We start from the raw sequence: 24,585 nt of genomic DNA on the forward strand, positions 1-24,585 counted from the left end.
ATTGGGTTTTTATTCTGCGTTATCTAAAAAATCTTTAATCTTATCAATATACTTGTCAAAAAATGACCTTTTCACTTTCTTTTCAGTAGACTCATCTCCTCTGCTGTTTTCTTTTTGAGCCGTTACTGTTTCCATATCCTCCTCTTCATAACCTCCCTGTACAACTTCAGCAGCTGCCGTATTTAAAACAGGCTGCCTGTAAACCGGTTGTTCAGCCGGTTTTTGAAGTTCTACCAGCGGAGTAGCACTTTGCGTATGATTGCGAAGGCTGTTCATTACCAATCCTACCGCAGTGGCATATAAAGGACTTGATATTTCCTCATCAGAATTACCTGCCAGATGCTCATTAGGATACCCTATTCTTGTATCCATACCGGTTATATATTCAACAAGCTGTTTAATATGCTTAAGCTGGGCTCCCCCTCCTGTAAGCACAATACCGGCAATAAGCTTTTTGCGCGGATCTTCATGTCCGTAAGCCTTTATTTCTGCAAACACCTGTTCTATAATTTCTACCACACGGGCATGAATAATCTTAGAAAGGTTCTTAAGGGAAATTTCTTTTGGCTCCCTTCCGCGTAATCCCGGAATAGAAACAATTTCGTTATCTTTATTTTCACCCGGCCAGGCTGACCCGAATTTTACCTTAAGCAGTTCTGCCTGTTTTTCTATAATAGAACATCCTTCTTTTATGTCGTCTGTTATTACATTTCCGCCAAAAGGTATAACTGCCGTATGACGGATAATACCATCTTTAAAAATAGCCAGATCGGTAGTACCACCACCAATATCAATCAGTGCAACACCTGCTTCTTTTTCTTCCTGGCTTAATACAGCATCAGCAGAAGCTAACGGTTCAAGAGTTAATCCTGAAAGATCAAGCCCCGAGCTTTTAATACATCTGCCTACATTACGGATAGATGAAGCCTGCCCTACAACAACATGAAAACTACTTTCAAGCCTGCCGCCATACATACCTATCGGCTCTTTTATCTCATTTTGCCCGTCAATCTTAAATTCCTGCGGCAATACGTGGATAATTTCTTCTCCTGGCAGCATTGCCAGTTTATGCACCTGGTTAATAAGCATATCAATATCGGCATCGCCAATTACCTCTTCAGGATTATTCCTGCTGATATAATCGCTGTGCTGAATACTGCGAATGTGCTGTCCGGCTATACCAACAACTACATCATTTATTTTATAACCGCTATCGGCTTCCGCTTCCTGAACAGCCTGTTGAATAGACTGTATAGTCTGCGTAATATTATTAACAACACCTCTGGCCACACCAAGGCTTTTGGATTTTCCGACACCCAGGATTTCCAGTTTTCCATACTCATTTTTCCTGCCTATCATCGCAACAATCTTTGTTGTCCCGATATCTAAACCTACTGCAATGCTGTCTTTTTCCATAACCCTATTTTTTGGTGCACACAACCTGTTGTGTAAATTTCAGATTTATTGTTTTGTACTGTTTTATCAATGTATCTTTTACTGCATCCTGAAGAAATGCCATATAGTTATTAAATTTCTTTTCAATGTTTACCGGCTTGCCAAACTGAATTTCATAATTGTAATTCCTGCTTCGCATAACAAGATTACCCGTAAGAGCAACCTCAATACCGATGATGTTTTTCTTTAAAAATTCATCGTCATTGATATAATTAAGCAACTTGTGCAATTTTTCCTTCTCAATGCTGTTTACCTCTCCCGTTACAAGAGGAACCCTTGCGGTATAGGTATCAGAAAGTGGCATTTCGTCACCCCTGTAATCGATATAGTACGAATTATCCCCCCGAAAAATTCTGGCAACAGGCTTTCTCTGCGAAATTATCGCCTTCAACTTCCCGTCTATTGTAGCGTAAACCTCTGCCTTGTCAATCATTGGGTTTTTGTCAAGGGATTTTTCAACGCTATTCAAATCTAATTTATCTTTTTGAATGCTTTGTATGCTGCCAAAATTTTGTATCAACAAGTTATTAACTTTCTCATGGGTTATAAAGTCTTCAGCCTCTGCAAACTCAATATCGGTTTCTTTTATTTTCCTGTTTTCATTCCGTTTAGACGCGAAAGAATAAAGGAAAACAACCGCACTCAAAATAAGCACCAATCTTATGTTATTCCAGTTAATTTTTTTCATCTAAAATCTTTTTAATTTCAGGCACCATTTCACCTATATCACCCGCCCCTATAGTAACAATAACTGTTGCATCTGTCATTTTTAAAAAAGGCAGTAAATCAGTTTTTGAAACCAGTTTTTTTTTCGGGTTTTCAATTTTTTGTAAAAGCCATTTAGAGGTTATCCCTTCCATTGGCAGTTCGCGAGCAGGATAAATATCCAGTAAAACCACATTTTCAAATGCCGAAAGGCTTTTAGCAAACCCATCTGCAAAATCTCTTGTACGGCTGAACAAATGAGGCTGGAATATGGCTAACACCTTTTCATTAGGATATAGCTCTGAAACAGCCTGATAAACCGCATTTATTTCTGTGGGATGATGTGCATAATCATCTATATACACTAATCCTTCTTTTTTTATCTGATAAGAAAATCTTCTTTTTACACCTTTAAAAGATTCAAGCGCTTTTTTTATATCATCAGTTGCCACGCCATAGGTTTTTGCCATTGCCAAAGCCAGTAACGCATTGGTAAGATTATGATGCCCAGGAAGCGCAAACCTAAGATCTGTAATTGTTTCATGCGGTGTAACCACATCAAATACATACCAGCTATTTTCTATACGGATATTTGACGCAGAAAACTCTCCCTCATGAACCCCTACTGTTATACCCTCAAGCGGGAGGCCATTAGTAACAAACAAATGTTTTTTATCTGACACCTTATCTGCAAATTCTCTGAATGACGCTTCTATAGAAGCCGTATCGCCATAAATATCAAGATGATCAGCATCCATCGATGTAACACAGGCAATATCCGGATGCAAGTGTAAAAAAGAGCGGTCAAACTCATCAGCTTCAACAACAGTCACGGTTTTACCACTGCCAATAAGGTTTGAATTATAATTTTCTACAATCCCGCCTAAAAAAGCAGTAACATCTAATCCGCTTTCATACAAAATATGCCCCAGGATGCTGGACGTTGTAGTTTTACCATGTGTACCTGCCACAGCAAAGCAAAAGGTATCTTTAGTAATAATACCTAGCACCTCTGCACGTTTTTTTACTACAAAATCATTCTGAAGGAAATAATTCCATTGTATATGATTTTTAGGTACTGCCGGAGTTACAACTACCAGTGTATTGTCCTTATTAAGATACGGCAGCCCTATAAGCTCAACCTTATCTTCAAAATGGATGGCTATTCCTTCAGCTTTTAATTCATCCGTAAGATGAGTTGGTGTACGGTCATAACCGGCAACATTTTTGCCTATAAATTTAAAATAGCGGGCCAGGGCACTCATACCTATGCCTCCTATACCTACAAAATAGACGTTATGTATTTGGTTCAGATCCATTTATACTATTAACTATATTATTTTATCAATTTTATTATCTCTTCAACTATATCTTTGGTAGCGTTTGGCTTTGCCATCTTCTTTATATTCTCACCCAGCTTTTTTTGTTTTTCAGGGTTTGTTATTAAATCTGAAAACACTGGCTGAAACTGGGTATCAAGCTGTATTTCTTTAATCATTAATGCTCCGTCTTTATCTACAATAGCTTTTGCATTTTTTGTCTGATGATCTTCGGCAACATTAGGCGACGGAATAAACACTACCGGCTTTCCTACTAAACAAAGCTCTGAAACCGATGATGCACCTGATCGTGATATTACAAAATCTGCTGCTGCATATACCAAATCCATCCTGTCAATAAAAGAAAGCACCTTCGCTCCCTCTTTATCACCATAATGCCTGTATTCCTCAAAATAAAATTTGCCACACTGCCATATTACCTGAATATTCTGAGCATCAAGCCAGGTAAGTTCTTTCGCAATAAGCTGGTTAATACGTCTTGAACCTAAACTACCCCCTAAAACCAACAATGTTTTTTTATCAGGGTTCAGTTCAAAACGGCTAATAGCTTCTGCCCTTTTACCGGCTACATCTACAATATCACTTCGTACAGGGTTACCTGTCAGTACAATTTTATTCGACGGAAAAAAACGTTCAAGATTGTCATAAGCAACACATATTTTTTTTGCTTTTTTAGACAGCCATTTGTTTGTTATTCCCGGGAATGAATTTTGCTCCTGTATAATTGTTGGCACTCCCATTCCTGATGCGGCTCTTAATAATGGTCCGCTGGCAAAACCACCCGTACCAATAACCACATCCGGTTTAAACTCTTTTACTATTTTTCGCGACTTAACAAGGCTACTCATGAGTTTTAAAGGAAACATAGCATTATCCAGCGTAAGTTTTCTTTGTATGCCTGCAATCCAAAGTCCTGTTATTTTATACCCTGCCTGTGGTACTTTTTGCATTTCCATCTTATCGCTTGCACCAACAAAAAGTATTTCGCAATCCGGAAAGCGCGATTTTAATTCATTTGCAATAGCAATTGCCGGATATATATGTCCTCCGGTACCACCACCACTTAATATGAATTTTTTCTTTTCCATTTATTAAAACCTATTTCCCAAAAACAGCGCTCATTGGATTTTTAGACTTATCTTCTATCGAGAATGCAGCAGGCTGCCCATGTTTTACATTGGCTTCTTCAGTTGCCAAAACTCCCGCTTCTTCTTCCTGCTTCTCTTTCAGTATATGTTCATCAATCATTCGCTGCAATGTTGCTTCACGTTCTTCTTTCTCCGCCAGTTCCTCTGCTATTTCTTCTTCTTTTTTAGTAACACTTATTATTATCCCAACAGATATGCATGTCATCCAGATAGAACTACCTCCGCTACTAATTAATGGCAGTGTCTGCCCTGTAACAGGCAATAACTCTACAGCTACGCCCATATTGATTAATGCCTGAAATATTATAGGAAAACCAAGACCTACAATAAGTAATTTGCCAAAGAGCGACTTTGCCTTATGTGCAGTAACCAGAAACCTGAAAAACAGCATAAGATATAATGCCAATACAGCCAATCCTCCTGCCAAACCGTATTCCTCTACTATAATGGCAAAAATGAAATCGGATGATGACTGTGGCAGAAAGTTCTTCTGCACACTTTTACCGGGCCCAAGCCCATATATCATTCCTGATGCAATAGCAATCTTTGCTTTCTCAATCTGATAATCATCTTCATTAGGCTCGTTGGACGAAAAACGCTCTAAACGATTCAGCCAGGTATCTACCCTGTTTGGCATTGCATTAGGAAATGCTTTTGCAAACAAAACAAACAACACCAGCATAACTACCCCTGCCGCTATTATGGTACCTAAATACCGTAACGGATACCTGCCTACAAATACCAGCATGCACACCATAGAAAATATAAGCGCTGCTGTAGAAAAGTTAGCAGGTAGTATAAGTGCCAATATAGCAAATACCGGAATCCACAACTCAAAGAACGACGCTTTAAACGTCACCTCTTTATCCTGCATTTTTGCAAGATACCGGGCCACATAAACCATAAGCACTATAAAGGCAAGTGCAGATGTTTGGAAGGTAACCCCTATAAAAGGAACTTTTATCCAACGGCTGGCGTTTGCCCCATCTATTACTGTGCCCTGAAAAAAAGTGTAAACAAGCAACAATCCTACAATAGGGAGTGCTATTTGCGAGATACCTTTATAATAATGATACGGTACTTTGTGTACAAAGTAAATAAGACCAAAACCAATAAAAATATGAACCAAATGCTTAACCAAATAACCTATAGTAGAGCCCTTACCGATAACATATACAAGATTAGTACTTGCACTGAAAACCGGCATGAACGAAATTAGGGCCAGCAGCATTACAAATGACCAGATCCCTTTATCTCCTTTCAGGTTATTGATTAATTCTTTCATCGTTTTATTCTTTATTCATTTTGTCTATTGCAGTTAGCAGACAGCCAGATTGCCATTACAAATTCTGAACTGCATTTTTAAACTGCTTACCACGATCTTCATAGCTTTCAAACAAATCAAAACTGGCACATGCCGGAGACAACAATACAGTATCTCCTTTTTCAGCCAGTTTCTGGGCTACTTTTACAGCTTCTTGCATGCTTGCCGTCTCAACCATTACATCTACCACATTGCTAAAAGCATCCATGATTTTTTTATTATCAACACCAAGACATACAATAGCTTTTACTTTCTCTCTTACCAATGGCATAAGCTCATCATAATCATTACCCTTATCTACACCGCCAACAATCCATACGGTAGGAGTATTCATGCTGTCCAGGGCAAAAAAAGTAGCATTAGTGTTGGTAGCCTTACTATCATTTATATATTGCACATTTTGTATTTTCAGTACCTTTTCAAGTCGGTGCTCCACACCCTGAAAATCAGAAAGGCTCTCTCTTATGGTATCTTTTCTTATTCGCATAAGCTGCGCAACAGCCGTTGCAGCCATAGCATTCTTTACATTGTGCTTTCCTTCTAATGACAGTTCGTGTGTAGGCATGGTAAATTCGTCTTTATTAATATTGCTGATAATAGTATCTCCTTTTAAATAAACTCCGTTTTTAACTTCGTGTGTAAGCGAGAACGGAATCTTTTGTGCTTTAATCTTATTGTTTTCTAACCATTTAGAAATTATCTCATCATCTGCATCATATACCAGATAATCATCTTTGGTCTGGTTCATTGTTATTCTGAATTTGGCTTCTATGTACAATTCATATTTGTACTCGTAGCGATCCAGGTGATCAGGACTTATGTTGGTAATTACAGCTATATGCGGCCTGTAATTTCGTATTCCGTCCAGCTGAAAACTGCTTAACTCTAACACATAGCCCTCATGCTTATTTTCGGCAACCTGCCAGGCAAAGCTTTTTCCAATATTTCCGGCAAGCCCAACATTAAGCGAACCCTGTTTTAGCAAGTAATGCGTTAGCATTGTTGTTGTAGTCTTACCGTTACTGCCCGTTATACCAATAGTTTCTACATCTATAAACTGAGAGGCAAATTCTATTTCTGATATTACAGGAATATCTTTTTTCTTGAGCGCCTTTATTATTGGCGCCTTATCCGGAATACCCGGACTTTTCATTACAATATCTGCATTAAGAATAAGTCCTTCCGTATGCTTCTCTTCTTCCCAAGCAATATTATGAAGCCCCAAGACTTCTTTGTAATTGTATTTTATATTTCCGAAATCGGAAACAAATACATCATACCCCTTCTTTTTTCCAAGGATGGCAGTACCAACACCGCTTTCCCCTCCGCCAAGCACAACTAGTCTCATAGATTATCTTAGTTTTAAGGATACTAATGAAAATATTGCCAATAGTATTGCTACAATCCAAAAACGGGTTACAATCTTACTTTCATGATATCCCTTTTTCTGGTAATGGTGATGCAGCGGCGACATTAAAAATATTCTCCTGCCTTCTCCAAATTTCTTTTTTGTGTATTTAAAATAGCTTACCTGTAATACTACCGAAAGGTTCTCTGCAAGAAAAATTCCGCATAACACAGGTATCAATAATTCTTTTCTTACTGCTATCGCCAGTACTGCAATAACACCACCTATAGTAAGACTTCCGGTATCTCCCATAAATACAGTTGCCGGATAGGTATTATACCAAAGAAAACCTATTAATGCCCCTACAAATGCAGTTATATATACCGTCATTTCGCCCGAATTGGGTATGTACATTATATTGAGGTAATTGGAAAAAATAATATTACCCGATACAAAAGCGAAAATACCAAGGGCCAGTACTGCTATTGCCGATGTTCCTGCGGCAAGTCCATCAATACCATCCGTAAGGTTAGCCCCGTTAGATACCGCAGTTATAATAAATATTACTACGGGTATAAATATCAGCCATGCATAATTTTCATATCCATCACCTGCCCATGAAAGCATTTCGGCATAATCAAACTCATTATTTTTAAAGAACGGAATAGTAGTAGCCGTAGATTTTTCTTCCAGTCCTGCAGGAGAGATAACATTTACGTTTGCTTCACTGTAAATATTTACTTTACCGGTATCTGTTCTAACAGTAACTGCGGGATGAAAGTAAAGTATGTATCCTACAATAAGGCCAAGCCCTACCTGACCTACTACTTTAAATTTTCCTTTAAGCCCTTCTTTATCTTTTTTAAATATTTTTATATAGTCATCTATAAAGCCAATTGTACCCATCCATAAAGTGGTAATAATAAGCAGCATCACATAGATATTATCAAGCTTCGCCAGCAATATTACCGGTATAAGAGTTGCTACTATAATAATAAGCCCTCCCATTGTAGGCGTACCTGCTTTTTGCGCCTGTCCTTCAAGTCCAAGCTCTCTAACAGTTTCTCCAACCTGCTGCCTTCTAAGGAAATTGATAATTTTTTTACCAAAAACAGTTGAAATTAGAAGCGACAATATAATTGCCAGCCCCGAACGGAAAGTTATATACTGAAACACCCCTGTGCCCGGTATATCTAACTGTTTGTCTAAGTATTCAAATAAATAATACAGCATATGTTCCGCTTATTTGTTGAGTTGTCCTAAAATCTCTTTTACTGTTTCCATATCATCAAAGTGAAAACGTTCACCTTTAATTTCCTGATACGTTTCATGGCCTTTTCCGGCAATGAGTATAATGTCATTTGGCCTCGCCAGCTGGCACGCTATTTTGATAGCTTGTTTCCTGTCTACAACCGCAAGTGTTTTTTTATAATTTTGTGGCTCAACACCATCTTCCATATCCTTAATAATATCCTCCGGCACTTCACTTCGTGGATTATCTGATGTAAAAATGGCCTTATCGCTCATGTTAGAAGCTATATGAGCCATAAGAGGCCTTTTGGTTTTATCCCTGTCTCCGCCACAACCAACCACTGTTATTAACTGTTCATTGCGTGTACGTATGTTCTCTATAGTACTTATTACATTTTCCAGCGCATCCGGTGTATGGGCATAATCTACTATTGCTGTTATTTTAGTATCAGATACTATAAACTGAAATCTTCCTGAAACACTTTCAAGTTCACTCATTAGTCTTAATACTTCCTGGCTTTCCAAACCAAGATTAACTGCCGCAGCATAAATAGCCAACAGGTTATAAGCATTAAAAGTGCCTATCAGTTTAACCCAGACCTCCTGTTCATTTATCTTCAGCAATAGCCCGGATAGCTGATTCTCTAATATCTGCGCCTTATAATCAGCATAGGTTTTTAAGGCATAAGTAAGTTTTTTGGCTTTTGTATTCTGAAGCATAACCAGGCCATTCTTGTCATCTACATTTACAAGGCCAAATGAACCTTTAGGCAATTCGTCAAAGAACCTTTTTTTAACATCCCTGTATTCTGCAAAGGTGTTATGGTAATCAAGGTGATCATGAGAAAGGTTAGTAAAAATACCTCCTGCAAAATGAAGTCCTGCTGTTCTGTTCTGGTGAATACCATGAGAACTCACTTCCATAAAGCAATATTCACATCCGGCATCTTCCATTTCTTTCAGATACCTGTTTATAGTAAGAGAATCCGGTGTTGTATGGGTTGCTTTGTATTCTATATTATCTACCATTATTTTCACAGTACTTAAAAGCCCTGTTTTATATCCGGCATTCTTAAAAAGCTGATATAATAATGATGCTATAGTAGTTTTACCATTAGTACCTGTAACCCCTACTAGCTTAACATTTTGAGAAGGGTTTCCGTAATAGTTTGCCGCCATGTGCGCTAATGCAGCACTTGCGCTTTTAACTTCTATATAAGTAATACCTTCTTCTGTCCTTTCAGGTAAAATTTCACAAACAATTGCAGCCGCCCCAAGACTTAAAGCTTTATCAATAAAATCATGGCCATCGCTAACAGTACCTTTAATAGCTATAAAAACATCGCCCGGCTTTATAAGGCGTGAATCAAACTCAATTTTGTTCACATCAATATCTGTGGCGCCTTTTACCGCCTCAATAGATGTCCTGTATAATATATCTCTTAAAATCACGATAATTCCAGTATTATAGTTTGATCTTTATATATAGCTTCCCCCGGCTGTAACGATTGTTTCTTAACCTTCCCAATCCCTATAACCTTTACTTTCAGCCCCATGTTACCCAATAGTGCTACGGCATCCATACCGCTCATACCTATTATATTTGGCACAACATTTTTAACTTTTGCCTCTTTATCATAATAAGAAGCATATAATTTATCCTGCTCTTTTATCTGTCCGTCCAGTTTCTTAACCTTGTTTGTAGAAGGCACATCGGTATATATCTTTTGAGCTATTCTTTTAAATACCGGCCCCGATACGTCTGCTCCATAATATCCTTTACTGATACTTGGCTTATGGATAACTACAATACATGAATATTGCGGATTATCTGCAGGAAAATATCCTGCGAACGAAGATGAATAATACATCCCGTCTTTTCCTTTGCCATAATTTACCTGAGCCGTACCTGTTTTTCCTGCCATAGAAAAATTAGGTGAATACAGCTTTGAGCCTGTACCTTTTTTCACTACGTTCTCCATTATAGCTCTTACCTGATCTATTGTTTCCTGAGAGCATATTTTAGGATTAATAACTTCTTTATCAAATTTCTTAATTGTCCTGTCCCATTCTTTTATCTCCTGAACAAACAACGGCCTAACCAGTTCGCCATTATTAGCTACTGCATTATAAAAAGCCAGTGTTTGCAACGGTGTCATAGAAACACCATATCCAAAACCCATCCATGGTAATGAAAGTCCTGACCAGTTTTTATCCTGAGGCTGCGGAATTCTTGGCTTACCTTCTCCTTTTATGCAAACTCCCAGTCTTTTATTAAGCCCGAAAGCATTAAGATGATCTACAAATTGCTGCGGATTATCTTTATAATTTTCATATACGGCCTGTACAAGTACGGTATTTGATGATAACTCGAATCCTCTTGCAAGGGATATTTTCCCATACCCACCTTTTTTAGAATCTCGCACTTTTCGGTTATATATAACAAACTCACCTCCGTGGCAATCATAAACATGACTTGTATCCACCTTTTTATCTTCAAGTAATGCTATAAGCCCGGCCAGCTTAAAAGTAGAACCCGGCTCCTGAGATTCACCTACCGCATAATTTATTGTTTCATAATACGATCCGTTCTCATGCCTTCCAAGATTAGATATAGCTTTAACATAGCCGGTTTTGGTTTCCATCACTACAACACAGCCGTGATCCGCCTCATAATACTCCAACTGCTTAAGCAATGCATGGTGGGCTATATCCTGAATATAAACATCTATAGTAGATACAATGTCGCAACCGTCAACAGGCTCAATTTCATTATTATCGCTAATCGGTTTCCATTGATTTTTAGCAATCTTCTGCATCAACCGCTTACCATCTTTACCATTAAGGTATTTGGCAAAAGCGCCTTCAATTCCAACTTCAAGATTTTCTCCGTTAAAACTTACTCTTTCATAACCAATAGTACGTTCTGCAATTTTCCCTATAGGATGCTCGCGTATCGTTCTTTGCTCAGTTATTATCCCTCCTTTAAATGCGCCCCTGTTAAAAAGCGGAAAGCTCTTAATACGCAAATATTCAGTAAAGCTTAAATCGCGGGCTATTAAAAGATACCTGTTTTTTTTAGCCCTGGCTCTTTTTAACTGACTGTAATAATACTCTGAAGATTCACCCAACATCACAGACAGCGAATCTGCCAACGGTTCCAGGTACTTATTAAAATCTTTATCATTCGGTGCCAGAGCATCAAACCTTATATTATAATTAGGGATGGAAGTTGCCAAAAGACTTCCGTCTGCCGAATAAACATTACCACGGTTGGCATGTATAGTAACATTTTTAACCGTACGGTCTTTTGCCAGCTGTCGGTAATAGTCACCTTCTACCCACTGTATATTAGCAAGCTTTACAGTAACAAGAATAGCCATCACAAATATTGCGAAGGCTACCAGGTAAATCCTGTACGATATTTTTTTATCGTTATCTACTGCCATAACTTTTCAAAAAAACCTTTTTTTTCCTCTTTTACTACTTCAATCTTCTTTGGCGGCACCGATGAAGGATATATTTGCCTTGCCTCCATTTTTGCTGACACCGTAGATTCCATCTTTAGCTCCATCAATTTGGAACGCATATCTACAAATTCAGACCGAAGTTCTTTTACCTCAGTCTCAAGCGCACTTATTTTAAATATTTTCTGCTCGTAATTGTGCGAGTTAGCAATCATAAGTATACATACCAGAATAAGAAAAACTATAAAACGCCAGTTTCTCATAGATCCCTGATCTACAAGATATTTAGCCTTTAATAGATTTATTACACCACCTTTCATACTTTATTTTTTTTCTGCTACTCTTAGTTTTGCGCTTCGTGCCCTGTTATTTATTGCTATTTCCTCTTCAGTAGGAATTATAAGCTTTTCAATACTCTTAAAAGGAACTTCAAAGTTGCCAAACATATCACGCTCCGGTTCTCCCTCAAACAATCCATTCCTCATAAACCGCTTTACCAGCCTGTCCTCAAGCGAGTGGTAAGAAATAACACTTAATCTGCCTCCTTCATTAAGCACTTCTAAAGACTGCTCTAAAAACTCCTTAAGAACATCCATTTCCTGATTCACTTCTATTCGTATAGCCTGATAAATCTGAGCTAATATTTTATTGCTTTTGTGCGCCGGTAAAAATCTGCCCAGCACTTTTTTTAACTGTTCCGAATTTTTTATTGGAGCTGCACGCCTTGCTTCTACAATTGTATGTGCCAATGCAGCGGCGTTTTTCAGCTCTCCATAATCAAAGAACATTTTTTTTAGCCCCTGTTCATCATAGTCATTTATCACAACAAAAGCATTCAAATCATTCTTTTTACTCATCCTCATATCAAGCTCAGCTTCAAAACGGGTAGAAAATCCACGTTCCGGAACATCAAATTGATGTGATGAAACGCCAAGATCTGCCAGAATACCATCAACAGCTTTTACACCATGAAACCGAAGAAATCTTTTTATAAACCTGAAATTTTCAGGTATCAGCACAAAACGTTCATCATCAATAACATTTGCCTGCGCATCTTCATCCTGGTCAAAAGCAAACAATTTACCACCCGGCCCCAGCCTTCTCATTATTTCCCTTGAATGGCCTCCGCCACCAAAGGTCACATCCACATAAATTCCGTCCGGCTTAATATTAAGACCATCAACCGTTTCTTTTAATAAAACAGGGTTATGATATTCCATCTTCGTCATCCATTAAGTTACCCATCACCTCTTCAGCCAGATCTGCAAAATCCATCACCGAATCATCAATAGATTTTTCGTATTTATCTTTATCCCAGATCTCAACAATGTTTACCGCAGACGAAAGCACAATATCTTTATCTATTCCTGCAAAAACAAAAAGATCTTTCGGTATCAGTAATCTTCCTGCTGCATCAATTTCAACAACTTTCACTCCGGCTGTAAACCTTCTTATAAAGTCGTTGTTCTTCTTAACAAACCGATTCAGCTTATTAATCTTCTGCATCATTTTGTTCCACTCTGCCATAGGGTAAAGCTCAAGGCAAGGCTGAAAAACCGAGCGCTTAAGCACGAAACCATCTTCCAGGCCGGCATGCAGCTGCTTCTTCAAAGGAGCAGGCATCATTAGCCTTCCCTTTGTATCAGCCTTACATTCGTATGTTCCTATAATGGTATTCAAGCAGTTAGGTTTATAGAGATTACAAAGCAAATATAGATATATTTTACCACTTTATACCACTTCCTACCACTTTGTTGATAAGTTTTAAGGTTTTTTTACCACTTGAAAAAAAACTCTTACGAAGCTTTAAAACCGAATTTTACAAAAAAGCCCGGGTTACAAAAAAAATGATGAAATATTTATAATTTTTTAAGACAACTTAACATGAGAACTACAGAAAATTAAAAATTATAAAATATTGTTAATAACTCTAAAAACTGTGTTTTAGGTGATTAAGACATACTTTGTTTTTATTTCGGGTAAAAGCGTGCAAAGGTTAAAAAATAACCCAAATATTATGTAGTAAAATTCTTTTTAAGGCAGAATATTATATATTTGCGATAATTGAATTTTGTTTACACCCTAACATGCACATACCAAAAAAAGAAGGCAAATATACTTACTTTGAAGCCGGCGAAGGAACTCCCATAATTATACTACACGGCCTTATGGGGGGGCTTAGTAATTTTGACGGCGTAGCTAAGTATTTCCCTCAGCACGGCTATAAAGTAGTTATACCAGAACTACCGCTTTACACACAAAGTATTTTAAAAACTAATGTAAAAGCCTTTGCCAGGTGGGTAAAAGACTTTATTACATATAAAGGCTTTAACAGAGTAATATTGCTTGGCAATTCTCTTGGAGGGCATATAGCCCTTTATCATACTAAAATGTATCCTGAAAAAATGCTTGGGCTAATAATTACAGGAAGCTCAGGCCTTTATGAAAGCGCTATGGGTGACAGCTATCCGCGAAGAGGCGATTATGAGTATATCCAAAAGAAAGCCGGCGATGTATTTTATGATCCCGCAATAGCAACTAAAGAAATAGTAGATGAAGTTTACGCTGTAGCTAACGACAGGCTTAAACTTATTAAAACCCTAACTATTGCCAAAAGTGCTATCCGCCATAATATGGCAAAGGACCTGCCAAAAATGCATGTGCCAACCTGCATTATATGGGGTAAAAATGACACTGTAACACCGCCGGATGTAGCAGAAGAATTTCACCAGCTACTTCCAAATTCTGCACTTTACTGGATAGATAAATGCGGACATGCAGCTATGATGGAACATCCTGATGAGTTTAACCGTCTTATGCATGAATGGCTTAAAAAGCTTGATACTGCCCATCATCTGCTTACTGAAGAATAAGCAAAAATCCTAACATATAAAAAAGTCATGGCTTACAATTAATTGTAAGCCATGACTTTTTTTGAATAATTCCCCCTAAATAAATTTACCTTAACTTTGCAACAAAATAATAAGCCATGAAAATTAATACTGCCGAGTTTATAATAAGCAATTCTGACGTTAGCAAATGCCCTAAAGAACCGCTACCTGAATATGCTTTCATCGGTAGAAGTAATGTAGGCAAATCATCATTAATAAACATGATAACTGGTCGTAACAGCCTTGCCAAAACATCCGGAAGGCCGGGTAAGACTCAGCTTATTAATCATTTTAAAATCAATGACAACTGGTTTCTGGTAGACTTACCCGGTTATGGATATGCACGTGTATCAAAATCTACCAAGCAAACTTTTCAGGCTTTTATTACTGAATATTTTGAAAAACGTGAACAGCTTGTTTGTGCTTTTGTACTTATAGACATACGCCTTGAAGCCCAAAAAATAGATTTGGAATTTATAAACTACCTTGGCACAATAGAGGTTCCGTTCTGTATTATTTTTACCAAAGCAGATAAAATCAGCCGTGGTAAAATAGACCAGCATGTTGCTGCTTACCGTAAGGCATTACTGGCCAATAACTGGGAAGAAATGCCCCAGTATTTTGTAACCTCATCTACAGAAGGTACCGGACGCGATACTCTTTTAAATTATATAGACGAAGTTAATCAGGGAATTTTTGACAATCAGGGATTCATATAATACATAAAATAAAAAGCGGCTTAGGCCGCTTTTTATTTACTACATCTTAACGATAGAGCCATGCAGCCACTTTATAGTTGTGATCAAAAAAAGAGGCATCCGGTGCTTTTTTAGCATTATAAACAAACAATGGAACAATACACTCATATGTTGAACCATGGCTGCGATAGTTTTCAGGAAGCTTTTCAGATTCCGAATCCTGTAATAAACCAAATACAGTTGTTTTATTTCCTAAAACCATAAGATCACCGACACGGTCTGACAATAGATGGTATTTTGCAATTGCTTCTTCTTTAGTTAAAACAGCTTCTACTCCCTGTAAAGACAATATTGTTTTTTTAACCTTCTCAAGGTCTTTAGAGCTTTTAAGATATACATAAGCAGAACCTCCCATGCCCCTGTGATGTTTAAAATAACGATCCTTTTCAGGTGATATAGAAATTCTAATTGGTGTTTTGCGGTTAGCGCAGGCTTTTTCAAGATCCCAGCATAAATCTTTATGATTTAGTCCATGATCGGCAGTAATAAGAATTGCAGCGTCCGGTGCAGCTTCATGCAGTTTCCCGATATATTCATCAATTTTATGAAGAAACTCCTTTGAGTTTTTATCTTCCGGAGCCCATGTATGCATAGGATAATCAGTTGTATGGATATAAATAAATCCAAGGTCAGGATTTTTTTTCATGGTATATAAAGCCGATTCCATGATCCAGTAACTTACTTCTTTACTATAAACCGCAGGAGGTGCGCCAAATTGCTGTGCCCATTCAGATTCATCAGCTCCATCACATTCAGGACAAAGCGAAATATCCGTATTAATACTCATTATGTCAATAGTCTTTTTTTTCACCGAAAATAATGCTGACTTAATGCCCGCCGCTTTTGCCCTGTCAAAAATGGTTGGCACGATTATTAAATCAGGATCTTCAATAAATTCTTCCTGTTTTGTTACAGGATTGTACCACACGTTACCGGTTATACCATGTTTATCGGGCATTTCACTGGTTGCAATAGCAACATTATTAACATTGGTAACAGCAGGCATAATAGACGGAACAATTTTAAATATACCTTCTTTTTCCATCTTATTAAGATTAGGCATATCACTATTGCGATAGTAATCTTCGCCAAACCCATCTATCATTATTACAATAGTACGTTGTGGCTTTTGTGTATTCTGAGCAAAGACATTAGCTAAACCAGCAGCTAGAAATAAAGCTGTAAAAAGATTTTTTAAAACAAGTTTCATAGAATTATCTTAATTAGTTAATCGCAATATTCACTTGCAGGCCTGCCTTGTTTTTAATTGCAGTGCAAAAGTGGTTATATACCTTAACATGAACGACCAACTAAAAAAAATTAAACTAATAAAGTAAATTTCGTTCTAAAAACACCTCCAATAAATTGTATAACAATCAACTACATCAATATTAAATTATTGTTAAGTACTATTTAAAATAATTTAATAACATTCCGGAAACATTCCTGTAACTATGTAGCAGCTAATTTTGTACTGATTTTAAAAAAATGAATTATATACTTTTTGCAGGATTATTACAAACAGGGCTTACAATACTATTTATTGCTTTTGGAAAGCAAAAAGAGAAAGCCGATTATTTACTGCTTTTATTTTTAGCATGTATCGGATTGCATCTGGCTACCAAATTTTACATATTTACCAACGTAGCCAACATAGCCATAACTTTAAGAATGCATACCTGCATACAACTTGCTTATGGGCCACTACTATATTTATATGCCCGAAAGAAGAATAATCTTAATTTTCTCCCTGCTAAAATGTGGTATTTGTTTATCCCGCTTATTATAGCAATTACTCTTTACATCTGTACATCGTTAGTAATACTAAAATACCCCGCTCAGGGAACTGCAGTATTAAGATTTTATAATCAGATAGCATTTTTCCCTATAGTAACCTCACACATTACATTCGGAATAATAACACCCATAAGAATTTTAGGTCCAGAAAAAGCAATGCTTTACAGGTTAAAATACATTCTGATAGCAATAGGAGTAATAGAAATCATACTTGTAGTATCAGGAAATATAAATCCAGTCTATAATTCTTACATACGCAGTGTACTTTATATAGTTTTAGGCAGTTCGCCGGTAATAATTATGTGGGAAAGGCAACAAACAACAGTATCAGGAAAAGCTACCGCAACAAAAAGTATAGATAGGGAAATTGACATAAATGCAGTACATGAGAGAAAAATAGCGCTGGAAAAAACCAGGCATGAGGAAATATTTTTACAGCTTGAAAAACTGCTTCAGGAAAAGCATTTGTATAAAGATGAAGACCTGTCACTTGAAAAGCTGGCAAACATATCGGGCATTAACAGGCACCATATATCTGAAACCTTAAATATATATGCCAAAAAGCCATTTTACCAGTATATTAATGAATACCGCATACAAGAAGTAATTCATCACCTTGACAATAACAGTAAAAAGAAAAGATTACTGGCTATAGCTTATGATAGCGGATTTAAAACAAAAGCGTCATTTAATCAGTACTTCAAAAAGCTCACGGGAAAAACCCCATCAGATTATTTAAAAGAAAAAGCGGCCTGAGCCGCTTTTCTAATTCTTTTTAAGTTCAAGTTTTTCTGCAAAGTAATCACAGAAATCTTTCATGGTATCGCTCATCTTTTTATCGCCCGTAGCACGTTCAAAAGAATCAGCCATAGAAACAAGAGTCTGATGATAGAATACTTTCATTTCATCTACCGGCATATCTTTAGTCCAAAGATCGATACGCATGCTTTCCTGTGATTTGCTGTCCCATACGGAGAGCATTACAGCTTTAGATTCCTCATTCACAACACCACCATCTCGGGCAGTCCAGCTTAATTTATCCGGAACACGATTTTCATCAAGTTCCACAGTTATTTTTATCTCTGATTTTAGAGGGGTTTTAGACATTATTTTTTGGGTTTGTATTTAGAATTATCAAAAATTGTTTTGGCATCCATAGCCAAAAGCTCCTGCAAAGGTACATTTTTATTGTTTTCAGCATAAGACCTTACAATCTGCCATCCCAGCCACTGGCCTATTCGTCCCGGAGATTCATTGTCAAGTTCAAGATAAAATTTAGAAAATGGCGCAGGGTTTATAAAACGTGCAGGCAGCTTAGGATCAGAATCATAAAGTAGTTTCTTATCAATAAAATACCTCCATATCTCTGCCTCATTAACTTCTGCCCATTCAAGCTGCTCTTTTGTATAACCAATCTTATTATTATCAGGCACATGAGGAATCAGCAAATCTTTAAGGTAAAGTTCTTTACCATAATATATCATTAACGAAAGTAACTGCCTGTCACGTGGCGGGGCAATTTTTCCGTAAGCAAAAGAAGTAACAATATCAGGTACAATCTGCGATGGTTCATATTGCTGCACTTCATATTTATTAAGCCCTTCATACAGGTAATTATCTTTCCCCAGATAAAGGCTTAGTGGTATTAATATGATCTCGGGAGTATAAACCGCCTTAATATCGGTATCGTCAGTAACCAGCGCAACAACTTTTGGAGTAGGCAGCTGTGGATAATAATATTTTACATGCTGAAGAAAAGACCCCATACTTTCTTCCAGCCCGCTAAGGTTTGGGAATGTTTTTTGCGATTCCTCTTTTAGCTTAAGCATAAAAGGATCTTTCATTTTATTTATCCACACCGTATCTTCATTCCCTTCAGGAAACAAATAAGGATACTGTTGCTTTAAAGCAGGCAGACCCTTAGCCCCGGATTCAAAAAAAGCTTTATCAAAACGGGCAATTTCCACTTTCGGCTCCGGTATGGCTGCAATTTTTTCTTCTGCTTCATTTTCCTTTTTACAGGCAGTAAAAAATACCATCAGAGCAAGAATAAAAATACATTTTTTCATTTTGTGGTTTTATTAGTAATTTCTTATTAAGGTTTTTTTAATTTTATGGCAAATATACAACTCACTCATTAATATTGAACAATTATGCCATCCAAGTCCTCTTTTCAGGCAGAAGCTATAAATAACCATATTGTAAAATGGCTGCACAACTATGCAGAAAACGCAAGAGTAAAGGGTTTTGTTGTAGGCATATCAGGCGGAATAGACTCTGCGTTAACATCAACGCTATGTGCACAAACAGGTTTACCTACTGTTTGTATTGAAATGCCAATACATCAGGCAGCTAGTCATGTAAGCAGGGCAAGAGAACATATTAAAAACTTAAAGGCAAAATTTTCAAACGTAACATCGGAAATAGCCGATCTAACTCCTATATTTGAAACTTTTAAAAATCAGGTTCCTGAAAGCGAAAATCCGTACATACAAGATCTTACTCTCGCCAATACCAGAGCCCGCTTAAGAATGACAACTTTGTATTATTTTGCCGGACTTCACAGCGCTCTTGTTGCAGGGACAGGTAATAAGGTGGAAGACTTTGGCGTAGGTTTTTTTACAAAATACGGAGATGGCGGTGTGGATATAAGCCCTATTGCCGACCTTTTAAAATCTGAAGTAAGGCAGCTTGCCAAATATTTAAATGTAACTGATACTATTATAACAGCTAAACCTACTGATGGATTATTTGGCGATGACAGGAGTGATGAAGATCAGCTGGGGGCAAGTTATGACGAACTTGAATGGGCTATGGAACAGATTGAAAATGGTAAAGATCATAATGATTTTACAGGCAGGCAAAAAGAAGTTTTTGAGATTTATAAACGCCTGAATACCATCAACCAACACAAGATGAATCCTATACCTGTATGCAAAATCCCCCATCATTTGAAATAAAATTCTTTCATTCACAATACTTTAAGAATTAAATTACTAAATTTACTATAGTCTAAACCCAAAAATCTAACAACTATGATTAAACTATGCCTCGCGGATAACCACCCCGTAGTGCACTACGGCATGAAGTCGTACTTTAGCGATAATCCGCAAATTAGCTTTGCCGGTGTGGTAAACAACCTGGACAGCCTGCTTGATACCCTGGCTAAAAAAACAGTAGATGTTGCTGTTATAGACCTGGAACTGGAAGGGCTTACAAGTATAAGTTCATTAAAATCGCTGGTAAAAGATTTTCCTGAAACAAAAGTGATAATTTTCACTAATCTTGCAGAACAAATTTATGCGCCTAATGCTCTTAAAGCAGGAGTTTCTGCTTATGTGCATAAAAGTGCCAAAATGGAAGAACTTGAAAACGCCATTAAGAGAGTAAATGAGGGCGAGGTAGTATTTAGTGAGGCTGTTAAGAAAAATCTTGCGCTACTAAACAAAGGTAAAAAATCAGAACGTCTTTACAGAAAGTTATCTTCAAGGGAAATTGAAGTATTACGCTACCTTAGTGAAGGTAAAAAAAATAAAGAAATTGCAAAATTGCTTGACCTTAATGAGAAAACAATAAGCACTTATAAATTACGCCTGCTTACCAAATTACATGTTACAAATCTGGTAGATCTTGTAAACAAGGCTAAAACGCTGGATATTGTTTAATGTAAATTTACATACACGGAAAACAAAATTACACTTACTATAAAATATAAGTATGATGCAGCAGCATTGTCTTGCATATACATTTAAAACGCCCCGCTTACTACCGGGGCGTTTTTAATTAATAGTATTGGCTGCGTATCCTGCTCATTTTTCTGGAAAGGTAATTTACCAGTGTATTGTAATCATTTACCGCCATTAATATTTCCATATTATCAGCTTCGGGACTTACCTGCATTTTTAAATCCTGAATAAGCCTTCCAAGTAACAGCCAGCGCAAATCTACAATATGTTCATTTGTATAATTAGCTACGGTTACAAGCTTTTCTTTAACAGGTATCTGTTTTTTTTCTTCCCATTCATGCAGGTAATATTTTTCATCCTGCATATAAACATCTGTAGCCACCTGCTGCAATTCAGGATGCAGTGTGTTCAAAAAACTGTCTATCACAAGTTGCTCGTTTGTGTGATAATATTCTATAATTGCTTTATACAGATCTTTAAATACAGGATTTGTAAATTCTATTTCATCTTCCTGTAAATTAAGATAAATACGCTCATAAACCTTATAAGTTTTATGTTCGGTATGTTCGTATTCCTTACCAAACTCATCATATTTTATATAAACATCCTGAAACTCCTGCTCTGTTCCGCCATACAAAAGTAATATCTCAATTATTTTACGCTCAAGCCCTTCAAGTATATTTAGTCTTGGCTTATTCGGCATGTCCCCCTCATCCGCAACAGGTTTCATAGTATTACCCTTTTGCTCTTCTCTTACTTTCTTACCGGCATCCGACACATCTTTTTGAATGAGCTGGGCAAGCGTACTTGATAGTACCTGTTCAGATATATCCATAATACGTGCACACTCCTGAATATAAATTTCACGCTGAATCCTGTCCGGTATTTTAGAGATACTGGTTACCATATCTCTTATAAGTCCTGCTTTTTTTACAGGATCATTTTTAGCCTCATCCATCAGGAGCCCGGCTTTAAACTGTATAAAGTCTTTAGAATTATCTGCCAGATAAGCTACCAGCTCATCATAAGGTGTTTTTTTGGCAAAACTATCAGGGTCTTCACCATCAGGAAAGGCACACACTTTCACATTCATACCTTCTTCAAGAATAAGGTCTATACCACGTATAGATGCTCTTAATCCTGCCGCATCGCCATCAAACAACACAGTAATATTTTTAGTAAGCCTGTTTATAAGCCTTATCTGATCGGGTGTTAAAGCTGTGCCGGAAGAGGCTACAGTATTTTCTATACCCGCCTGATGGAATTGTATAACATCGGTATACCCCTCTACTAAAAAGCAATTATCCTGTTTCGCTATAGCCTGCTTGGCATGATAAATACCATATAAAACTTTACTTTTATGGTAAATATCACTTTCGGGTGAGTTAAGGTATTTGGCTGCTTTTTTATCATTGCCTAATATACGTCCGCCAAAACCTAATACACGCCCCGACATACTTTGTATAGGAAACATTACACGCCCGCGAAAACGGTCTATATGCCTGCCGTCTTCTTTGGTAATGGTTAACCCGGTTTTATCAAGATACTCCAGTTTATAAGCTTTACCCAATGCTTCTTTTGTAAAAGCATCCCATTCTTCAGGGGAATAGCCCAGTCCGAATTTTTTTATAGTATCTCCTGTAAAACCACGCTCTTTAAAATAAGAATAACCTATTGCCCGGCCTTCATCTGTATTCAGTAAAGTATTCTGAAAATACTTTTGTGCAAATTCAGAAACAAGATACATACTTTCCTTTTCATTGGCCTGCTCTTTATCCTGTTCCGTTTGTTCTGTTTCCTCAAGTTCAATATTATACTTCTTTGCCAGATACCTAATAGCCTCGGGGTAAGTAAAATGCTCATGCTCCATTAAAAAGGCTACAGCATTTCCTCCTTTTCCGGAACTAAAATCTTTCCATATCTGCTTTACCGGAGAAACCATAAAAGAAGGTGATTTTTCATTGCTGAAAGGACTTAGCCCTTTTAGGTTTGTACCAGCCCTTTTAAGCACAACAAAATCGCCGATAACCTCCTCTACACGGGCGGTTTCAAATACTGTATCTATGGAACTTTTGGATATCAAATCGTATAAAGATTTCTAAAAATAAGGAAAACAAAGTTACAAAGATTTGCACTACCTGAAGCCTAATAAAAATAAAAAAGCAGGCTCTTACTCAGCCTGCTTTTCATTACCAAAAAAAAAGAAATACACTACATCTAATGATTACTGTGTCCTGCCCTACTAACATTAAATTGGACAGCAATTTATAATGCGTTAATCAGTAACAGTAACCCTAAAAACTTTTTCAAAACTACTTTGATAAAAGACATAAAAAAATACCCAATAGTGGGTATTTTGCATTATAAGATTATAAACACTTAATATTCAAGTGCATTACTGCTATGCCCATGGGCAAGATCGCAGGTTTCTTCATTAAGTTCAACTTCAATAGTATAATGCGAAAAAGGATATTTTTTTAAAATGCTCTTCACTTTTTGCTTCGCTTCCAGCACCTGCCTGAATGTAAATATTGCATTTAATTTTATATGAGCTGTAAATACGTGGTTTTCTCCTTCAAGCGACCATATATTCATATGATGCAATGAAACAACATTAGCAACATTAAGTATTTCCATTTTAATTTTTTCAGGATCAATCCCTTCCGGCGTTCCCTGAAGCAATATCACAAAAGTTTCTTTAAGCCTTTTTACTACGTTATATAATATGAAAAGAGTAATACCTAAAGATAATGCCGGATCGAGATATGGTGCATCGGTAAACATCATTACAACTGAAACGATAAGCACTGCCACCCAGCCTAAAACATCTTCTATAAGGTGCCAGCTTACCACACGCTCATTAAGCGATCTGCCACTGCTTAATTTAAAGGCAGCATATCCGTTTACAGCTATTCCAATAACAGCAAACAATAACATGCCCTGCGCATCAGACTGTTCCGGCGATATAAGCCTTTTAACGGCTGCCACTATAACAAATACCGACCCCGCGATGAGTATTATACTGTTGATTAATGCGCCTAGTATAGAAAAACGGCTATAGCCAAAAGTAAATTTATTATCTGCTTCTTTTCTAGAGCGGTTATGCAGGTACCATGATATACCAAGCGAAAAACTATCGCCCAGATCATGCAGGGCGTCCGAAAGTATTGAAACACTATTTACATAAAAGCCACCAATAATCTCAAGAACAGTAAAACCCAGATTAAGAAAAAAGGCTACTTTGATGTTTTTACCTGATGTATGATGGTGATGGGAATGACTATGTGAGTGATCGTGAGGCATTACACTGTTTTTTTATAAAAATACAAAACATATAACAGCCTATACTTAAAATAAACAAAAAAAGGATGCCTTTACGCCGGCATCCTCTTATCAAAGTACAAAACTAACCCTA

The 24,585-nt window shown here is 37.1% G+C and carries 22 protein-coding genes; 5 read left to right on the plus strand and 17 right to left on the minus strand.

Annotated elements, in window-relative coordinates; translation table 11 throughout:
• Window positions 1-9 precede the first annotated feature (9 nt).
• The 12 genes from ftsA to mraZ are packed head-to-tail and all read right to left on the minus strand — an operon-like array spanning window position 10 to window position 13,718.
• Window positions 10-1,416 carry a cell division protein FtsA gene (ftsA, locus tag NHE85_RS03160; protein ID WP_252809589.1) on the minus strand — a complete coding sequence of 469 codons (1,407 nt, stop codon included), beginning with the start codon at window positions 1,414-1,416 and terminating at the stop codon, window positions 10-12.
• A gap of 4 nt (window positions 1,417-1,420) precedes the next feature.
• Window positions 1,421-2,143 carry a cell division protein FtsQ/DivIB gene (locus NHE85_RS03165; RefSeq protein ID WP_252809591.1) on the minus strand — a complete coding sequence of 241 codons (723 nt, stop codon included), beginning with the start codon at window positions 2,141-2,143 and terminating at the stop codon, window positions 1,421-1,423.
• Window positions 2,130-3,479, minus strand: coding sequence for a UDP-N-acetylmuramate--L-alanine ligase (gene murC, locus NHE85_RS03170; protein ID WP_252809594.1), 1,350 nt, complete (start codon window positions 3,477-3,479; stop codon window positions 2,130-2,132). The genes NHE85_RS03165 and murC overlap by 14 nt, the downstream gene beginning before the upstream one ends.
• Window positions 3,480-3,496: 17 nt before the next feature.
• A complete protein-coding gene (gene murG, locus NHE85_RS03175; protein ID WP_252809595.1) occupies window positions 3,497-4,588 on the minus strand; it encodes an undecaprenyldiphospho-muramoylpentapeptide beta-N-acetylglucosaminyltransferase in 1,092 nt (363 codons plus the stop codon).
• 10 nt (window positions 4,589-4,598) lie between these two features.
• The gene (locus NHE85_RS03180; RefSeq protein ID WP_252809597.1) at window positions 4,599-5,933 is read right to left on the minus strand and encodes an FtsW/RodA/SpoVE family cell cycle protein; all 1,335 of its coding nucleotides are present in this window, start codon (window positions 5,931-5,933) and stop codon (window positions 4,599-4,601) included.
• A 55-nt stretch (window positions 5,934-5,988) separates the two neighbouring features.
• Window positions 5,989-7,320 carry a UDP-N-acetylmuramoyl-L-alanine--D-glutamate ligase gene (gene murD, locus NHE85_RS03185; RefSeq protein WP_252809599.1) on the minus strand — a complete coding sequence of 444 codons (1,332 nt, stop codon included), beginning with the start codon at window positions 7,318-7,320 and terminating at the stop codon, window positions 5,989-5,991.
• A 3-nt stretch (window positions 7,321-7,323) separates the two neighbouring features.
• Window positions 7,324-8,553, minus strand: a complete 1,230-nt coding sequence (mraY, locus tag NHE85_RS03190; RefSeq protein WP_252809601.1) for a phospho-N-acetylmuramoyl-pentapeptide-transferase — start codon at window positions 8,551-8,553, stop codon at window positions 7,324-7,326.
• Between the two features lie 9 nt (window positions 8,554-8,562).
• A complete protein-coding gene (locus tag NHE85_RS03195) occupies window positions 8,563-10,026 on the minus strand; it encodes a UDP-N-acetylmuramoyl-L-alanyl-D-glutamate--2,6-diaminopimelate ligase (RefSeq protein WP_252813272.1) in 1,464 nt (487 codons plus the stop codon).
• Window positions 10,020-12,020, minus strand: a complete 2,001-nt coding sequence (locus NHE85_RS03200; protein ID WP_252809603.1) for a penicillin-binding protein — start codon at window positions 12,018-12,020, stop codon at window positions 10,020-10,022. The genes NHE85_RS03195 and NHE85_RS03200 overlap by 7 nt, the downstream gene beginning before the upstream one ends.
• Window positions 12,011-12,358: an FtsL-like putative cell division protein gene (locus tag NHE85_RS03205; RefSeq protein ID WP_252809605.1), complete on the minus strand. Its 348-nt coding sequence runs from the start codon at window positions 12,356-12,358 to the stop codon at window positions 12,011-12,013. Before NHE85_RS03205 ends, NHE85_RS03200 begins: the two co-directional genes overlap by 10 nt.
• A 3-nt stretch (window positions 12,359-12,361) precedes the next feature.
• Window positions 12,362-13,267, minus strand: a complete 906-nt coding sequence (rsmH, locus tag NHE85_RS03210) for a 16S rRNA (cytosine(1402)-N(4))-methyltransferase RsmH (RefSeq protein WP_374676551.1) — start codon at window positions 13,265-13,267, stop codon at window positions 12,362-12,364.
• On the minus strand, window positions 13,245-13,718 hold the full coding sequence (mraZ, locus tag NHE85_RS03215; protein WP_252809607.1) for a division/cell wall cluster transcriptional repressor MraZ: 474 nt from the start codon (window positions 13,716-13,718) through the stop codon (window positions 13,245-13,247). The genes rsmH and mraZ overlap by 23 nt, the downstream gene beginning before the upstream one ends.
• Before the next feature lie 407 nt (window positions 13,719-14,125).
• On the opposite strand from mraZ, the gene NHE85_RS03220 reads away from it, so the two are divergent.
• Window positions 14,126-14,911: an alpha/beta fold hydrolase gene (locus NHE85_RS03220; protein WP_252809612.1), complete on the plus strand. Its 786-nt coding sequence runs from the start codon at window positions 14,126-14,128 to the stop codon at window positions 14,909-14,911.
• Window positions 14,912-15,027: 116 nt separating this feature from the next.
• Window positions 15,028-15,648, plus strand: coding sequence for a ribosome biogenesis GTP-binding protein YihA/YsxC (gene yihA, locus NHE85_RS03225; protein ID WP_252809616.1), 621 nt, complete (start codon window positions 15,028-15,030; stop codon window positions 15,646-15,648).
• A 46-nt stretch (window positions 15,649-15,694) separates the two neighbouring features.
• Here yihA and NHE85_RS03230 read toward each other — a convergent pair whose 3' ends face one another.
• Window positions 15,695-16,897 (minus strand): alkaline phosphatase family protein, encoded by a 1,203-nt coding sequence (locus tag NHE85_RS03230; RefSeq protein WP_252809618.1) that lies wholly within the window; start codon window positions 16,895-16,897, stop codon window positions 15,695-15,697.
• 278 nt (window positions 16,898-17,175) lie between these two features.
• On the opposite strand from NHE85_RS03230, the gene NHE85_RS03235 reads away from it, so the two are divergent.
• The gene (locus NHE85_RS03235) at window positions 17,176-18,240 is read left to right on the plus strand and encodes an AraC family transcriptional regulator (protein ID WP_252809620.1); all 1,065 of its coding nucleotides are present in this window, start codon (window positions 17,176-17,178) and stop codon (window positions 18,238-18,240) included.
• Window positions 18,241-18,249: 9 nt separating this feature from the next.
• Here the strand turns inward: NHE85_RS03235 and gldC are convergent, their stop codons facing one another.
• Window positions 18,250-18,591, minus strand: coding sequence for a gliding motility protein GldC (gene gldC, locus NHE85_RS03240; protein WP_252809622.1), 342 nt, complete (start codon window positions 18,589-18,591; stop codon window positions 18,250-18,252).
• A complete protein-coding gene (gene gldB, locus NHE85_RS03245) occupies window positions 18,591-19,553 on the minus strand; it encodes a gliding motility lipoprotein GldB (RefSeq protein ID WP_252809624.1) in 963 nt (320 codons plus the stop codon). Before gldB ends, gldC begins: the two co-directional genes overlap by 1 nt.
• An 84-nt stretch (window positions 19,554-19,637) precedes the next feature.
• Between gldB and nadE the strand changes: the two genes are divergently transcribed.
• Window positions 19,638-20,444: an NAD(+) synthase gene (gene nadE, locus NHE85_RS03250; RefSeq protein ID WP_252809626.1), complete on the plus strand. Its 807-nt coding sequence runs from the start codon at window positions 19,638-19,640 to the stop codon at window positions 20,442-20,444.
• Window positions 20,445-20,519: 75 nt separating this feature from the next.
• Window positions 20,520-21,149 carry a response regulator transcription factor gene (locus NHE85_RS03255; protein ID WP_252809629.1) on the plus strand — a complete coding sequence of 210 codons (630 nt, stop codon included), beginning with the start codon at window positions 20,520-20,522 and terminating at the stop codon, window positions 21,147-21,149.
• A gap of 118 nt (window positions 21,150-21,267) precedes the next feature.
• Here the strand turns inward: NHE85_RS03255 and dnaG are convergent, their stop codons facing one another.
• The gene (gene dnaG / locus NHE85_RS03260) at window positions 21,268-23,253 is read right to left on the minus strand and encodes a DNA primase (RefSeq protein ID WP_252809631.1); all 1,986 of its coding nucleotides are present in this window, start codon (window positions 23,251-23,253) and stop codon (window positions 21,268-21,270) included.
• A 296-nt stretch (window positions 23,254-23,549) separates the two neighbouring features.
• Complete coding sequence (locus NHE85_RS03265; protein ID WP_252809633.1) at window positions 23,550-24,473, minus strand: cation diffusion facilitator family transporter; 924 nt, start codon at window positions 24,471-24,473, stop codon at window positions 23,550-23,552.
• Window positions 24,474-24,585: the final 112 nt, after the last annotated feature.

The sequence above is a fragment of the Flavobacterium sp. NRK1 genome (genome assembly GCF_024054175.1).
Taxonomy (GTDB): Bacteria; Bacteroidota; Bacteroidia; order Flavobacteriales; family Flavobacteriaceae; genus Flavobacterium.

What these genes read in the sequence shown, in the direction of transcription:
- nadE (WP_252809626.1), top strand. Translation starts at nt 19,638, where the DNA reads ATGCCATCCAAGTCCTCTTTTCAGGCAGAAGCTATAAATAACCATATT.
- gldB (WP_252809624.1), bottom strand. Translation starts at nt 19,553, where the DNA reads ATGAAAAAATGTATTTTTATTCTTGCTCTGATGGTATTTTTTACTGCC.
- mraY (WP_252809601.1), bottom strand. Translation starts at nt 8,553, where the DNA reads ATGCTGTATTATTTATTTGAATACTTAGACAAACAGTTAGATATACCG.
- NHE85_RS03230 (WP_252809618.1), bottom strand. Translation starts at nt 16,897, where the DNA reads ATGAAACTTGTTTTAAAAAATCTTTTTACAGCTTTATTTCTAGCTGCT.
- NHE85_RS03265 (WP_252809633.1), bottom strand. Translation starts at nt 24,473, where the DNA reads ATGCCTCACGATCACTCACATAGTCATTCCCATCACCATCATACATCA.
- NHE85_RS03165 (WP_252809591.1), bottom strand. Translation starts at nt 2,143, where the DNA reads ATGAAAAAAATTAACTGGAATAACATAAGATTGGTGCTTATTTTGAGT.
- NHE85_RS03235 (WP_252809620.1), top strand. Translation starts at nt 17,176, where the DNA reads ATGAATTATATACTTTTTGCAGGATTATTACAAACAGGGCTTACAATA.
- NHE85_RS03205 (WP_252809605.1), bottom strand. Translation starts at nt 12,358, where the DNA reads ATGAAAGGTGGTGTAATAAATCTATTAAAGGCTAAATATCTTGTAGAT.
- murC (WP_252809594.1), bottom strand. Translation starts at nt 3,479, where the DNA reads ATGGATCTGAACCAAATACATAACGTCTATTTTGTAGGTATAGGAGGC.
- gldC (WP_252809622.1), bottom strand. Translation starts at nt 18,591, where the DNA reads ATGTCTAAAACCCCTCTAAAATCAGAGATAAAAATAACTGTGGAACTT.
- NHE85_RS03200 (WP_252809603.1), bottom strand. Translation starts at nt 12,020, where the DNA reads ATGGCAGTAGATAACGATAAAAAAATATCGTACAGGATTTACCTGGTA.
- rsmH (WP_374676551.1), bottom strand. Translation starts at nt 13,267, where the DNA reads ATGACGAAGATGGAATATCATAACCCTGTTTTATTAAAAGAAACGGTT.
- ftsA (WP_252809589.1), bottom strand. Translation starts at nt 1,416, where the DNA reads ATGGAAAAAGACAGCATTGCAGTAGGTTTAGATATCGGGACAACAAAG.
- NHE85_RS03255 (WP_252809629.1), top strand. Translation starts at nt 20,520, where the DNA reads ATGATTAAACTATGCCTCGCGGATAACCACCCCGTAGTGCACTACGGC.
- murD (WP_252809599.1), bottom strand. Translation starts at nt 7,320, where the DNA reads ATGAGACTAGTTGTGCTTGGCGGAGGGGAAAGCGGTGTTGGTACTGCC.
- yihA (WP_252809616.1), top strand. Translation starts at nt 15,028, where the DNA reads ATGAAAATTAATACTGCCGAGTTTATAATAAGCAATTCTGACGTTAGC.
- NHE85_RS03180 (WP_252809597.1), bottom strand. Translation starts at nt 5,933, where the DNA reads ATGAAAGAATTAATCAATAACCTGAAAGGAGATAAAGGGATCTGGTCA.
- NHE85_RS03220 (WP_252809612.1), top strand. Translation starts at nt 14,126, where the DNA reads ATGCACATACCAAAAAAAGAAGGCAAATATACTTACTTTGAAGCCGGC.
- murG (WP_252809595.1), bottom strand. Translation starts at nt 4,588, where the DNA reads ATGGAAAAGAAAAAATTCATATTAAGTGGTGGTGGTACCGGAGGACAT.